The 14,553-nt window shown below is 58.8% G+C and carries 10 protein-coding genes; all 10 read left to right on the plus strand.

Features of this window, described 5'->3' with window-relative positions; translation table 11 throughout:
• On the plus strand, positions 1 to 707 hold a 707-nt coding region (locus KIK84_RS16110), incomplete at its 5' end, for a DUF2345 domain-containing protein (protein WP_214124145.1).
• 2 nt (positions 708 to 709) lie between these two features.
• Positions 710 to 2,725 (plus strand): phospholipase D-like domain-containing protein, encoded by a 2,016-nt coding sequence (locus tag KIK84_RS16115; protein ID WP_214124146.1) that lies wholly within the window; start codon positions 710 to 712, stop codon positions 2,723 to 2,725.
• A gap of 9 nt (positions 2,726 to 2,734) precedes the next feature.
• Positions 2,735 to 4,480: an SEL1-like repeat protein gene (locus KIK84_RS16120; RefSeq protein WP_214124147.1), complete on the plus strand. Its 1,746-nt coding sequence runs from the start codon at positions 2,735 to 2,737 to the stop codon at positions 4,478 to 4,480.
• Entirely contained in the window at positions 4,473 to 5,663 is a 1,191-nt protein-coding gene (locus KIK84_RS16125; RefSeq protein WP_214124148.1) for an SEL1-like repeat protein, read from the plus strand. The genes KIK84_RS16120 and KIK84_RS16125 overlap by 8 nt, the downstream gene beginning before the upstream one ends.
• Positions 5,664 to 5,678: 15 nt before the next feature.
• Complete coding sequence (tssL, locus tag KIK84_RS16130; protein WP_214124149.1) at positions 5,679 to 7,043, plus strand: type VI secretion system protein TssL, long form; 1,365 nt, start codon at positions 5,679 to 5,681, stop codon at positions 7,041 to 7,043.
• A gap of 14 nt (positions 7,044 to 7,057) precedes the next feature.
• Positions 7,058 to 11,233 carry a type VI secretion system membrane subunit TssM gene (gene tssM / locus KIK84_RS16135; RefSeq protein WP_214124150.1) on the plus strand — a complete coding sequence of 1,392 codons (4,176 nt, stop codon included), beginning with the start codon at positions 7,058 to 7,060 and terminating at the stop codon, positions 11,231 to 11,233.
• A 12-nt stretch (positions 11,234 to 11,245) separates the two neighbouring features.
• Entirely contained in the window at positions 11,246 to 11,974 is a 729-nt protein-coding gene (gene tagF / locus KIK84_RS16140; RefSeq protein WP_214124151.1) for a type VI secretion system-associated protein TagF, read from the plus strand.
• Complete coding sequence (locus KIK84_RS16145; RefSeq protein ID WP_214124152.1) at positions 11,971 to 12,966, plus strand: TagK domain-containing protein; 996 nt, start codon at positions 11,971 to 11,973, stop codon at positions 12,964 to 12,966. The genes tagF and KIK84_RS16145 overlap by 4 nt, the downstream gene beginning before the upstream one ends.
• On the plus strand, positions 12,963 to 13,856 hold the full coding sequence (locus KIK84_RS16150; protein ID WP_214124153.1) for a type VI secretion system accessory protein TagJ: 894 nt from the start codon (positions 12,963 to 12,965) through the stop codon (positions 13,854 to 13,856). The genes KIK84_RS16145 and KIK84_RS16150 overlap by 4 nt, the downstream gene beginning before the upstream one ends.
• Positions 13,853 to 14,422 carry a type VI secretion system baseplate subunit TssE gene (gene tssE, locus KIK84_RS16155; RefSeq protein WP_214124154.1) on the plus strand — a complete coding sequence of 190 codons (570 nt, stop codon included), beginning with the start codon at positions 13,853 to 13,855 and terminating at the stop codon, positions 14,420 to 14,422. Before KIK84_RS16150 ends, tssE begins: the two co-directional genes overlap by 4 nt.
• The last annotated feature ends 131 nt before the right edge of the window (positions 14,423 to 14,553 follow it).

Genomic DNA, 14,553 nt, shown 5'->3' on the forward strand with positions numbered 1-14,553 from the left:
CAGGGGGGCATGTGAGTGTGTCTACGGCTAAGAGTTGGCTCTTGAGTGCTAAGGAGGCTATCAAGCTGTTTGCGTACAAGGCGGGGATCAAGCTGGTCAGCGCCAAAGAAGACATAGACATCCAAGCCCTGAAAACCAGCATCCATCTACTGGCCAAGCAAGAGGTCAGCTTCACAGCCAATGAAATCATTTTGCAAGCGCAAAAGAAAGTGGTGCTCAACGGCGCAAGCAGCTACATGCAGTGGCAGGCAAGCGGCGTGGAAGAAGCCACTACCGGCTCGCGCACGGTGCATGCCAACCAGCTAGGAGTTGTCGGACCGGACAATCGGCCCCTACCGTCTCCAGTGCTGCCAGCGGCAGATTGGAAGCCACCCCAAAACCAGCTGGTATTCACACTCATGACCCAACCCGATCAGGTGGGAGGGGCACTTCGTGCGGGCGAGCCTTACCGCTTGCTCAAAGCCGGGGCAGTCATTGACCAAGGTATTACCAACGAACTGGGGCAAGTGATCGTCAAAAACCACCAAGACGGAACAAGCGCCTACCAAGTGCAACTGAGTAACGGTGCGGTATTTGACCTCAAAGTAGTAGAGGCCCTGGGCCACAGCCCCGAACACAAGCTGGGCAACAAAGGTTTTCGCACGACCGCAACATCCCAAGACCGCGCTGTGGTCAACGGACTGGTATCGCCCACATCACGGAGCTAAATATGGCTGATGTAGACCCCCTCAAAACCCAACGCGCAGAAACTGTGTATGTAGATGCCAGCGGCCGCACCGTCACGGGCACTTGCCAGTGGCTGCTGGAAAACAGCGTTACCCACCCGGTGACTACTGGCAACACCATCAAAACCTTTATTGCTGGGCAAGACGGCTTTGCCGCAATTGCCAAGGACATAGAAGCCGCCAAAGACACCATTTATTTGGTGTGCTGGGGCTTTGACCCCGGCATGGCCTTGGTGCGAAACCAGTGCATGAAGGACTACCCTTGGGCCAACGGCGAACCCTATGGGGAGCTGCTCAAACGCAAGGCCAAGGGAGGCCCCAACGGAGAAGGTGCCGTCAAAGTGTGCTTGCTTGTCTGGTACAGCAAGCGAGGTTCTGCCAAACAAAACTCCTTGGTTGGCTACGTAGTGCCAGACTCCTATATAGCAGGCTCCACCATCAGCGAAACTTGGGACGAAGCCCACGGCGCAAAGCCGGGCACTAGTAAACCCCTGCATGCCATCCGCCAAGACTACTGCACCCAGTGGTGGCGCGAAGCCACATCCGGCCAAATCCCCAACCTTGAAGTGCGCTGCCGTGACGGCGTGAGCAGTGCTGTCAAAACCAGCCTGGCCGACGAGGTAGACCCCCCCAGCGCCGCTGGCGGGGCAGGCATGGGCTACGTGGACGAAAAAGAACTCATTGAAAACTGGGCCACCCACCACCAAAAGCCCATCCTCATCGACTACGCCTACGCCGACCCAGCAGACAAAACCAAAGGCCCCGGCCACAAAGCCGTGGGCTACGTCATGGGCCTCAACAGCGTGTCCGACTACTGGGACACCGTCGAGCACGCCTTTGACAGCCCCCTGCGTGAACTCGCCCTCCCAGGCAGCCCCAGCGACGACGTAGGCGCCCAAAACCTGGGCCAAGTCAGCCGCAAGCCCCTGCGTGACTATGCGGCCCGCATTGAAGGCGAAGCCCTCCAAGGCGTACACCAAAACTTTGCCCGTGCCTGGAACCGCGCACAGCTGCTGCCCAAACTGGAGGCCACCAGCAACGCCAAGCAAACGGCCACGCGCAGTGCCAACCTCAACCCCGACTTGCTACCTGCTGCCCTGGCCAAAACCACCCAAGCCATTCGCCTGCAAGTGCTGCGCACCCAGCCCGAAGAAGCCCTGCAAGAAGCGCAAAAGCAATGGCCCTTTGACAAGAGCATCAAACACGCCTACTTCCAGGCCAGCTCCATGGCGCGCAACTACCTGTACCTGGAAAACCAATACTTCTTTTACGAAGAATGGGCACGCCACCTCAAGGCTAACCGAGAAAAGTTCATGGACTGGGTGCAAGACGCAGGCCAATCCAGCCAAGACGCACGGCTGCTGCACCTCATGGTCGTCATACCCGCCCCTGAAGACAAGGGCATGGTGCCGCGCACCTACGACACCCTCAAAAGCCTGGGCGCAGCCGACAGCATGCCCCAGCAGCACGCGCAGGTAGAAAAAGACAAGACCGATTGGTTCAAGAGCGACATCACCAAAACCGCCATGAAGGTCAAAGCCCCCACGCTGGACGACAAAGGCGTGCTGCTGCAAGACGGCAAAAGCCTGGGCCTCAAAGTGCTGGTGGCCAAGCTGGTAGCGCACAACCAAACCGGCCAAGCCCAGCTGGGCCGCTACCGCGACATCTACATCCACAGCAAGCTCATGCTGGCCGATGACGAATACATGACCCTGGGCAGCGCCAACCTCAACCAGCGCAGCATGTCTGCCGACAGCGAAATCAACATCGCCACCACCCACAAGCCGCACAACCAAGGCCTGCGCCAGCGGGTGTGGGCGGGGCTGACGGATGGCAAACATGACGGTGGCAATGGGAGTCCGGGCAGTGTCGAGAGAACCTTCACACTGTGGCAAACACTGGCTGGAAAGAACGCCGGTTATCTTAAAGAAGGGAAAAACCTTTCCGGCTTGATCGTCAAGTTTGAAGACAAGCGCACCGCCACCGACCGGGTGGGCTAAAGGTTCAGCATGCACGCCCTCATTCGCACCCTCTTCATTCACCTTTTACTGCTGCTGGCCTGCTCCAGCGGCCACGCCATGAGCGCCTACAAAACCCCCTTTACCGCCCAGTCTGACCTTGCGCTGTTGAGCGAGAAGGGCGTGCTGCCGCGCAACATCAACCTCAAAACCTTTGACCCGCACCGTGCCGAGTTTGTGTGCGCCCACGCTGCCACCAAAGCCCCGGCACTCAAGCCCGAGGCACAAGCCTTGTTTGAAGAAGGCATGGCCCTCACCAGCCCAGCCCTGTGGCCCAACGAACGCAACTGGCCGCGCGCCATGGCGCTGTGGAGCAAAGCGGCAGAGCAGGGCCACTGGAAGGCCGCACTCATGTGGATACAAACCGCACGCACCGGCAATGGGGTCAACGGCCCCAAAGGCCAATTCCAGGTGCAGCCCCAAGACCGTGAACTGGTAGTCAGCCGGGTCGAATACCTGATGCGCCAAGGAGTGGCCGATGGCTTCTACCTCATGGGTGTGTTCCACGAAGAGGGCTACGGAGTCAAGCCCAGCGTAGACCGCGCCTGGGCCTTCTGGGAACTGGCAGCAGACATGGGCAGCGCTAGGGCGCAGACCAAGATCGCTTTGTCATTACGTCTTGGTTATCGGGATATGGAAAAGCCCAATATCGCGGAATGGTCCAACCGCAAAGTAATGTTCCAACTTTTGGAATGTGGGTATGCACAGGGGTATGCACAGGCTGCGTTTGAGTTAGGCGGTGCAATAGATCGCGCCACGGAGCAACCAGACGATGCCAATATTGACAAAGAAGCCCAATTCGCCCGAGCCCGTCAAGTCCTGCACGATGCGGTGAAGTTTGGCAGCGAGGCGGCAGCAGGGTATTTGTTTTCCGCATTTGATGGCGGAGAACCATTGGTCGGCAGCATCAAAGACCCCACCCGGGCCGAGCGCTATTTCACACTCAGCAAAGCCCTCTTCAACAACCCCGACCTGCGCTTCCCCAACCTGGACAAAGTGCTCCCCCTGCCCCCGGCCAAGCTGCCGGTGTGGGACGGCCAGCGCGACAGCCTGATCAACGCCGCCAAGGGCGTGCGCGAAACCCCCACGCAAAAGCCCAGCGCGGCCAACGCCCTGCCGCCCGAGCACCCGGCCCACGTGCCCGCAGGCCACGCCATTGCACTGCCAGCAGACCACGGCACACGCGGCACAGCCGCAGCCCCCTTGGCAGGCACCGTGTGGAACGGCCAAGCTGCCCGCTACGTGCACCCAGCAGCCCCATGGGCCGGGTACTACACGGCACACCAGCAAGGTACGCAGCAAAGTACACAGCGCACCGCGCTGCCCCTGTACTTTGCCCAAGGCCAGACCCTGGCCCTGCGCGATGGTGCAGGCGGCCTGGACTCCGGTGCAGGCATCGAGTGGGTGTACCACGGCGTGGCCACCCCTGTGACAGCAGCGCCAGACTGGCTGGCCCGCGCAGGCACCCTGCGCGCCATAGCGCAGGCAGGCAGCGCAGGCTGCAAGGGCAATGCCCTATGCCCGGCCACAGGCATCTGGCAACCCCATGTGCTGGCCCCAGACCACCCGCTGCACCCCTGGCTGGGCAGCACCGCAGGCGGCGAGGGCTGGAAGTGGCAAGCCTTTGTAGCGCAAGGCCAGGCCATGCCCAGCCTGCAAGCACTGGGCTGGCCGGTAGAGGATGCGCAAGTGGACTGGCGGCTGATGCAAACCACGGAGGTGGGGTTTGATGTTTAAGGCACGCGGTCTTGTAGTGAAGTGGTGCGCCCATGCCGCCATCGGCATCGTGGTGCTGCTGGCCTGCTCCAGCGGCCACGCCATGAGCGCCTACAAAACCCCCTTTACCGCCCAGTCTGACCTTGCGCTGTTGAGCGAGAAGGGCGTGCTGCCGCGCAACATCAACCTCAAAACCTTTGACCCGCACCGTGCCGAGTTTGTGTGCGCCCACGCTGCCACCAAAGCCCCGGCACTCAAGCCCGAGGCACAAGCCTTGTTTGAAGAAGGCATGGCCCTCACCAGCCCAGCCCTGTGGCCCAACGAACGCAACTGGCCGCGCGCCATGGCGCTGTGGAGCAAAGCGGCAGAGCAGGGCCACTGGAAGGCCGCACTCATGTGGATACAAACCGCACGCACCGGCAATGGGGTCAACGGCCCCAAAGGCCAATTCCAGGTGCAGCCCCAAGACCGTGAACTGGTAGTCAGCCGGGTCGAATACCTGATGCGCCAAGGAGTGGCCGATGGCTTCTACCTCATGGGTGTGTTCCACGAAGAGGGCTACGGAGTCAAGCCCAGCGTAGACCGCGCCTGGGCCTTCTGGGAACTGGCAGCAGACATGGGCAGCGCTAGGGCGCAGACCAAGATCGCTTTGTCATTACGTCTTGGTTATCGGGATATGGAAAAGCCCAATATCGCGGAATGGTCCAACCGCAAAGTAATGTTCCAACTTTTGGAATGTGGGTATGCACAGGGGTATGCACAGGCTGCGTTTGAGTTAGGCGGTGCAATAGATCGCGCCACGGAGCAACCAGACGATGCCAATATTGACAAAGAAGCCCAATTCGCCCGAGCCCGTCAAGTCCTGCACGATGCGGTGAAGTTTGGCAGCGAGGCGGCAGCAGGGTATTTGTTTTCCGCATTTGATGGCGGAGAACCATTGGTCGGCAGCATCAAAGACCCCACCCGGGCCGAGCGCTATTTCACACTCAGCAAAGCCCTCTTCAACAACCCCGACCTGCGCTTCCCCAACCTGGACAAAGTGCTCCCCCTGCCCCCGGCCAAGCTGCCGGTGTGGGACGGCCAGCGCGACAGCCTGATCAACGCCGCCAAGGGCGTGCGCGAAACCCCCACGCAAAAGCCCAGCGCGGCCAACGCCCTGCCGCCCGCTGGGAGCGAACGCCTGCAAGCAAAAAACATTGAATGAAGTGAAAACAAACCCATGAGTGATACAGCAGCTTTGCAATCCCAAGCGACTGGCTGGAATGTGGCGTCTTCGGGCGACACACTGCAGCCCACCAACCCCGATTTGGGGGTGAAGGATGCCCAAAAGGGTGATCTGGTTTTCCAGCCCGGCCCTCACCACGAGCAGCGTTTGGCTGCATTGCAGCAGGTGATTGAGCAGGGGGGAAACCCCTTCTTGGAGGCCTCTACGGTACTGCTGCGCACATTGGCCGAACTGCCAGACGAGTTGGAAGATGTGGGTGTGCCAGGCTTGCACACCTTGCTGGTGCAAGAGCTGCAAACCTTCACCCGCCTGTGCGAGCAGACCAACTTGCGCCGTGAGCACATGCTGGCGGTGCGCTACGTGCTGTGCACGGCCTTGGATGAGGCCATCAACCTCAAGTCTTGGGGCGGAGGGGACGGCAACAGCACGGGCATGTGGTCTACCCGCGCTTTGCTCAACCATTTTCACGGCGAGAGCGAAGGCGGCCGCACGGTGTTTTTGCTCATCGGCCGTTTGGCCAATGCGCCGCAAGAGCACATGCCGGTATTGGAGGTGCTGCACCACGTGCTGAGCTTGGGCTTCATGGGCAGCTACCGCATGCAGGCCGATGGCCACCGCGTGCTGGAAACCGTGCGCCATCGCCTTTATGCCATGGTGGCGGCCACGCATGAACCCGTACCGCGCGAGCTGGCTATGCGCTGGCAAGGGGTAGGGCAGGGGCGTTTCAAGCTGCTGCGCTCGGTTCCTGTGTGGGTGTCAGCCAGTGTGCTGGGCTTGGCCTTGTTCACGCAGTTTGGTTGGTACAAGTATGGCTTGTTGGTCAAGACCGGCGCCGTGCAAAAGTCCATTGAGGCACTGGTCACGTTGCAGCCACCTCTGCAGCCGCGTGACAAGCTCAATTTGACGCAGTTGCTCAAAACCGAGATCGCTCAAGGCCGGGTTCGTGTCGATGAAACCGCACAGCGTTCGCGCATCGTGTTCAAGGGCGATGGCATGTTCTCTGGTGGGCTAGACCAACTCAGTCCCGCTACGCTCAAAGTGCTCAACAAGGTAGCCGATGCACTGTCCCAAGTTGATGGGCGCGTGCGCGTGCAGGGGCATACGGATAACCAGCCCATCAGCTCATCCAAATTCGCCAGTAACCAAGAGTTGTCACAAAAGCGTGCCCAAGCTGTGGTGGCCGTTTTGCAAGCCCAAGGGGTGGATGCTGCGCGCATGGAGGCTATCGGCTTGGGGGATACCCAGCCATTGGCAGACAACGCAAGCCCCGCAGGCCGTGCGCAAAACAGGCGCGTGGAAATTGAGCTGATCACAGCCGCCCCGGATGTGATTGAAGAAACAGCATCCGGCACGAAATAACGAAGGACAAGTTCATGCGAGGTTTTTTTACTTCTCCTGTGATGGTGGCCATCTTGGCGTTTTTGGCGCTGATTGCGGCATCGCTGTTTATTTGGTTTGTTGGCCCCTTGATTGCATTGGGTGACTTGCACCCTCTGGCAGATGTCAGTCTGCGGGTCTCCGTTATTTGCCTGCTGCTGGTGCTGGTAATTTTGGCTTTGCTCAAGCTGCCTTTGTCGGTGGTAGGTGTGGCTTGCATTTGTCTGTTGATTTGGCATGCCGGTCCCGTGTTGGCGTTTGGCGCATGGCATCCACTGGAGCCTGTGTGGGTGCGTGCCATGGTTATAGGCGTGGTGCTGTTTTTGTACGCCGTGTGGGGCCTATACAAAGTTTGGAACCTGATGCGCAACGATGAGGCCTTTGCCCGCAAGTTGCTGCGCCGCGATGACAAGGCCGCAGGCAAAGTGCTGGCACGCGAAGAAGTGCGTTCCATCAAAGAAAAGGCCAATAAAGCCGTCGCCCAACTGCGCCAAATGCATATCACCATGGCGGGCGGTACAGGCACTTTGTGGTCTTGGATGCGCCGCATAGTGGAGGGCAAACGCTACCTGTACGAGTTGCCTTGGTACATGATCATTGGTACCCCCGGGACTGGCAAATCATCGGTGCTGCTCAACTCGGGTTTGCAGTTTCCAGTGGCAGACCAAATGGGCGCCGCCAGTGCGCAACTCACCCTGGCACAGAGTGCTGGCACGCAAAACTGCGCATGGTGGTTTACCAATGAGGCCGTGCTGATTGATACAGCAGGCCGCTATACCAATCCGCACGATGGCCGCTCAGAGCAAGCGCAAATACAAGCAGCGCAGCGTGCTGCCTTGGCTAAGCCGGAGGAAGCAGACGCCGAGGGCAAAGAGCCGAAAAAGGTCGTCGAGGAATCTTCTGCGTTGGCCAGTGATGAGCAGCGCAACGTGGCCGAGTGGCAAGGCTTTTTGCGCGTGTTGCGCCAGGTGCGCCCACGTGCTCCCATCAACGGGGCATTGTTGGCCGTGGATGTGTCCAAGCTGCTCAGCGACGATGCGAACCAGTCCATCGCCCATGCCGCGCAATTGCGCGCACGCTTGGCCGAGCTGCGTGAGCATTTGGGCATCCGCTTTCCGGTGTATGTAGTACTGACCAAGATGGATTTGCTGCGTGGTTTTACGGAGTACTTCAGCAGCCTCACCACCGAAGCACGCGCGCAAGTATGGGGATTTACCTTGCCATGGCGGGATAGCGCTAGCCCCGAGGGTGCGCAGCCTGTGCTGGCCCAGCAGCTCAAGGATGAACTGCTGGCATTGCACAGCCGCATCCGGGCTGGTACGCCTACCCGCTTGCAAGAAGAGTTCGATCTGGATCGTCGTCAAGCGCTGTACCTTTTTGCGCATGAGTTTGCCGCGCTGATCGCGCCCTTGGTGTCTTTGCTTGATGCGGTGTTTGCTGACTCGCGCTATGACACGACCCAGCTCACCCACTCCTTGCGCGGGGTATACCTGACCAGCGCGATGCAGTACGAGCAGCGCGAGGTCACGGCAGACCGGTTGGCTTTGGTGCCGCGTTTGCACAATGCAATGACCCGCGCTGCTTCCAAACTGGTGGGCGCGGCCAAATTGCACGGGCAGCCACAGAGCACACGCAGCTATTTCATGGCGGATTTGTTCTCCCGTGTGGTGTTCCCCGAGGCGCATTTGGTCAAGCCCAATTTGCGCTGGGAAGCACGCTTTCGCATGGCCCGTTTAACCGGGCATGCCTTGGTTTTCTTCTTATGTATATGGTTGTCCATGGGCCTTAAGGTCAGCCATTCCAACAACCAAGAGTACTTGGCAGAGGTGAAAACCAAGACTGCTGCACTCACAGAAAAAATGCGCGCTTTGTTGGAGCACCGCAGCAGCGATCGCATGCTCGATGTGCTGGCTCTGGCCCAAGAGTTGCCCAAGCATTCGGGATTGGAGTTGGAAGATCCGGCCTTGTCTTACACCTATGGCCTGTACACGGCAGACCCTATTGCCGCAGCAGCCCATGTGGCCTATGGCGATTTGCAAGACCGTTTGATTCTGCCCGTCATCATTGACCGCATGGAGGCGGTCATGCGCAAAGCGGTGCAATACCAAGACGCCAAGCACGCCTACGACACCTTGCACGTGTACATGCTGCTGCATGACAAGCCCCATTTCACCGGTTCTCCCAGCGCCGCCCAAGAGGTGCGCAACTGGGTGCTGCAAGACTGGCAAGATGGTTTGCAAACCGATGAAGACGACGCAGCAGACGGCAAGGACGATGGCGAAAAAAGCCTTGCATCGACCTTCAACAACAGCACTGCCATGGTGTCGTACTTGCAAGATATGTTCTCGGGTAAGCGCGTGGTGCAGTCCAGCACGTCGCGCAACGAGGCCTTGGTACGCCAAGTGCGCACCTTTTTGGACAGTACACCGGGTAACGAGCGTTTGTACGAGCGTGTGAAAGGCGCATTGGCCCCCGATGTGCCGCAAGACTTCACCTTGGTACGCGCTTTGGGGCCGCAGGTGGGTACTTTATTTAGCTTGGCTTCCGGTAGCCCCTTGGAGTACGGTGTGCCCGGTTTGTTTACCTACGATGGTTACCACGAGCTGTTTGCCAAACGCCTCAAAGAACTGGTGGTGCAAGCCCAGATAGACGATGCATGGGTCATGGGGCGCACAGGCAATGTAGCAGGCAAGGTACACGAACTCAGTGAAGAAGAGCGTCAGACCTTGATTGAGGACATTCGCTCCCAATACCTGCAGGAATATGCCCAACTGTGGACAGATTTCTTGGCCGATATCCGCGTGGTCAAAGCCGACTCGGGGCGCGCGCTGACATTCGAGCTCAACATGCTGCGCCAGTTGGCGGCTCCCGACTCTGCCTTGGTGCGCTTGGCACGCATGGCAGCGCGGGAGACCACTTTGTCACGCTCATTGCAAACCCGCTCGGCAGAAGAAAAGTCGCTCTTTGACAAAGCCACCGAGCAGCTCGACAAAAACGCCGAAAAACTCAACAAGAACTTGGGCTTGCGCCCCGAGCAACGCATCGAACGCCAGTATGTTGATTCGCAGTTTGGTGCTTTGCGCGAGGTGGTGACAGGCCAAGGCGATGGTTCGGATGGGCAAGCTACATCCAAAGTGGCACTGGACAAAATCACCAGCTTGCTCAATGAGTACTACACCTCTTTGGTGGTGGCCGATGCCGCCATCAACGGCGGCAGCATCCCTCCCTCCAGCCAAGAAGCTGCTACCAAGATCAAGATCGAGGCCAGCAAACTGCCGGCCCCCTTCCGTGAAATTTTGCTAGGTGCTACGGCCAACGGGGCTGACAAAATCAGCCAAGCGGCGGCCAGCATATTGCGTGTGCAAGCCCAAGCGCAGATGGATCGCTTGGTCAGCACCATGAACCAGATGGTGATTGAGCCCTGCCGCCGCAACATTGCTGGACGCTACCCCTTTGCAGACACCTCCCAAGAGGTCGCCATCGACGACTTCAACGCCTTCTTTGGTGCAGGGGGATCGGCCGATGAGTATTTCAACAAATACCTCGCGCCTCTAGTCGATACCAGCGAACGTCCTTGGCATTACAAAAACCCCGTATTGGCCGCAGCCCCTAGCGCAGCCGCAGAGGGTGGAGCGAGTGCCACAGCCACCCCTGTCAACGCACCTACCGTGGCAGGTGAATTGCTCAAACTGATGGCCCAGTCAGGGCCCAATCCCGATTTGTTTGCACAAATTCAGCAAATACGCGAGGTGTATTTCAAAGAGCCTGGCGCCAAACGCATGGCCTGGAAATTGGATGTGCGTGTGCAGTCTTTGGATCCCAGCATCACTGAGTTGGTCATGGACTTTGATGGACAAACCCAGCGCTATGCGCACGGCCCTGTGCAAGCCCTGCAGGTGCAGTGGCCAGGCCCCCGCAGCGGCACCATGGCCGAAATCACAGCCTTACCCCGCATCAAAAGTGACACATCTTCTGTAGGAACCCGTGGCCCTTGGGCCTTGATGCGCTTGGTAGAGCAGGGCAATACCATCCCCAGCGCCAGCGCAGGCAAGGTGGCGATGGAATTCGCGTTTGATACCCGTCGCACGGTGTTGGAAGTGACCAGCAGTGGGGCCAATCCGCTGAGTAGCAATTTGCTCAAGTCGTTCAATTGCTCGGGACGCACCAGCTAAGGGCTGCATAGCATGGGTCAGCATTTGATTCACACCTTGCTCGCATCTCCCTTGTCCGTTTGGGGTAAGTTGCCCAGCCATGGGGATTTTTTGCGGCATAACGTCAGCCCCGAGGAAGCCCACGATTGGCAAGAATGGGCCATGCGCGCATGGCGCAATCCCACCGACACAACGGGTGCCTTGGGTGGCGTCCCCGTGGCGTGGGTGATGCAACCAGGCACCCTGCCTTTTGCCAAACAGCATTTTGTCGTGGGCATTGCCCTGCAGTCTGAAGACAGCATGGGTCGCGAATGCCCACTGCTCATCTACCAAAAACTCTCACCCAAGTGGCTCGCCTCGTTGCTGGTGAACAATGCGTTGGGCCATGGGCAAGACATGCTGTACTGGTTAGCCCGCTTGGTGGCACGCACCCATGCCGCTAACGCCGACTGGCAGAACTTGGTTCAAGCGGTGGATGTACTGGGCAGCCTGTATGCCCCTAGTTGGAAAAACTTGTTCTTCATCGGCCCCCGCGCTGTCGATCCGGCCAAAGCGCAAGCGGTCTTGCAACAGTACTGCCCTAGCGACAACTTGGATGCGGCAAGAAGTCTGCACGGCGTCACCCATCTTCCATGGCGCAACTGGCCCGAGCGCTTGTTGCGTGTTCAGTCCCCTGTGTCTGCTTACTGGCAGCAAGACATCCATGGCGGCTATGTCAATGCAGCACAGGATCTCGCCTCTTTGTGGAGAAGTCGATCATGAACCCGGAGACTTTTGAACTCCATGGTCTTTACCAACATGGGCAACTGTTTCAGTGTCTATGGCAGTGGCCCGATCAATGCAAGCGCATGCACTTTGAAGATATTTTGCAAAGCACGCTGCCAACCACTGCCGCGCTCATGCCGTATTTGGATGCGTGTGTCGTGCAATGCCATCCGGAGTCCACGGTATCGAACTGGTCAATACGCACCGATAGCGCAGAAATTGCCGTCACCATCAACAACGAGTCCTTGGCAGTAGGCCATACCCAAACGCTACACAACGGCGATATCTTGGAAGTGGGGCTGTACAGCTTCCGTGTGCAAGTGCCAGAGGTTGCCGAGAACCATGCAACCAATTGGATGCCCGACTTTGAATTGACCGACTTGGATCCCATGGCGTTGGATGAGCAGCGCCATAAAGGCCTTGACGACCTCATCGTGCCTGACCCCTCCACCGCCACTGCCAACACCACTGCGCAGATGGTTCGCCCCACAGCCAGCAAAGCTGCCACAGTGGATGTGTTGGACATGCTGCACGCCCAATACCTGCGCAAACTCCAAGACCCCAGCTACACCGGCGACGATGGCCCTTGGCACGGGCTTGCTCGACAGCAAGAAAACGCAGTATCGACAGACCCTTTGCAGGATTTGGTCAGTGCAGCTAAAGCCTCGCATGACTACGTGGGCAGTAGCCTAAGTGATCTATTGGGACAAACCCAAAACATCCACGACGTGCTGGCCAATTTGGACGACACCGTCACCATCGACCTCATGGCGCTGGACAAATTCGACAGCGTCATTCACCTATTTGCGCCCAGTCAGCCTCAGCCGACACAGAGCACCAACCCACTGGAAGCCATGGCTGAAACCAGCTTGGCGCAGTTAGTCCAATCATCTTTGCCTGGCCTCACCCTGCGCGAACACCACAGCCTGTCTTTGGACAGTGCCATGCCCTTCTTTGCAGGCGATAGCTCCTCCCCCCAATCATCATGAACACCGTACTCGCTCCCCAAACACTCAGCCAACTCCACCCCAGCCACGACCTGCAGCAAGCCCTGTCGGCACTGGAAGGGCAGGTACGCGCCAAACCCAACTCCATAGAAAAACGCTGGGCCTTGGTCGAATTTCTCTGCGTGCTGGGCCAATGGGGGCGCGCCCTCAAGCAACTCCAAACGGCTGTTCAACTCGTATCGGTTGGCGACCCGCAGGGCGCGCACTGGCAGTCCAAAGCCCAGCTCGTACGCGGCCTCATCAAAGCCCAAGCCCAGCGCAGCGCAGTCTTTGCGGGGACTCAGCAACCCGTGCCGGTTATTGACTACCCCCAGTGGATGCAAGACTTGGCTTGTGCCATTGCCCACAACGCCCAAGGCCGTGCAGAGCAAGCCGACGTGCTGCGCGACAGCGCATTGGAGGCCGCCCCCACACGCGCAGGTGTTTGTACTTTGGAGCGCCAAGGTGAAGAGGCCGCGTTTCCATACCAATGGATCAGCGACACCGACACCCGCCTAGGCCCCGTGTGCGAGCTCATCATTGCTGGCGGCTACCGCTGGTTGGCCTATGCCGACATTGCAGACATGCAGATCCAGCAGCCAGCCTCCCTGCTCAACCTAGTGTGGATTCCCGTGACTTTGCAACTGCGCGCCACACAGGCAGCAGGCAAAACCTTGCACGCCTATATTCCCACCCGCTATAGCGACACCGAAACCAGCGCAGCCGAGCACGGCCAAGCCCAGCACAACGCCCTATTGCTCTCCCACCTCACACTCTGGCGCGATGTCGGGGACACAGGCGTCTTCGCCTACGGCCAAAAAACCTTGATGACCGACCAAGGCGACATCTCCTTGCTCGACATGCGTCACCTGCACAGCGGGGATCGCACATGAGCCAACCCATCACTACGCTGCTCCACCCGGCAGCCCGTCCCCTGCCATCGAACATTGAGCCCGGCGAACGCAAAGGTGAGCGCCAATACCTGCCCACCTTGTTCGATCGTCTGTGCGACGACGCCCCTAGCCAAACCAGTGAACCGCCAGAGGCCTACACCAGCAACCGCAGCCAAATGCGCCAAATCATCCAGCGCGACTTGGCTCTGTTGCTCAACACCACCGACCAAAGTGATCTCATAGACCGCAAACGATTCCCCGCTGCGGCCAAATCAACCGTCAACTTCGGCGTACCCGCACTCGCAGGTGGCTACCTGTCCGAGAAAAAGTGGTACGACATCGAAACCATGATTCGCCGGGCCATCACCACCTTCGAGCCGCGCCTCATGCCCGAGACACTGGTCGTGCGCCCCCTCATCAAAGAGCAGGCCAGCGCCAACTACAACGTACTCACGTTCGAAATCTCAGGACATATCCAAATGCAACCGTATCCATTGGAGTTCACGGTTCAAAGCGCGGTTGATCTGGAAAACAGCCGTATCGAGTTGCACAACTATCGGAGCTAAGCCATGACCGCTCTTGTTCCCACCCATCGCATCCTCACAGTTAGCTGCGCAGCCTTAGAAGCCCAAACCAGCACAAGCCTGCAAGCCATCAGCCTAGAGGGGCGAGAAGACATCAACAGCCTCTTTAGCTA

Source organism: Curvibacter sp. CHRR-16 (assembly GCF_018474005.1).
Classification (GTDB): domain Bacteria; phylum Pseudomonadota; class Gammaproteobacteria; order Burkholderiales; family Burkholderiaceae_C; genus Allorhodoferax.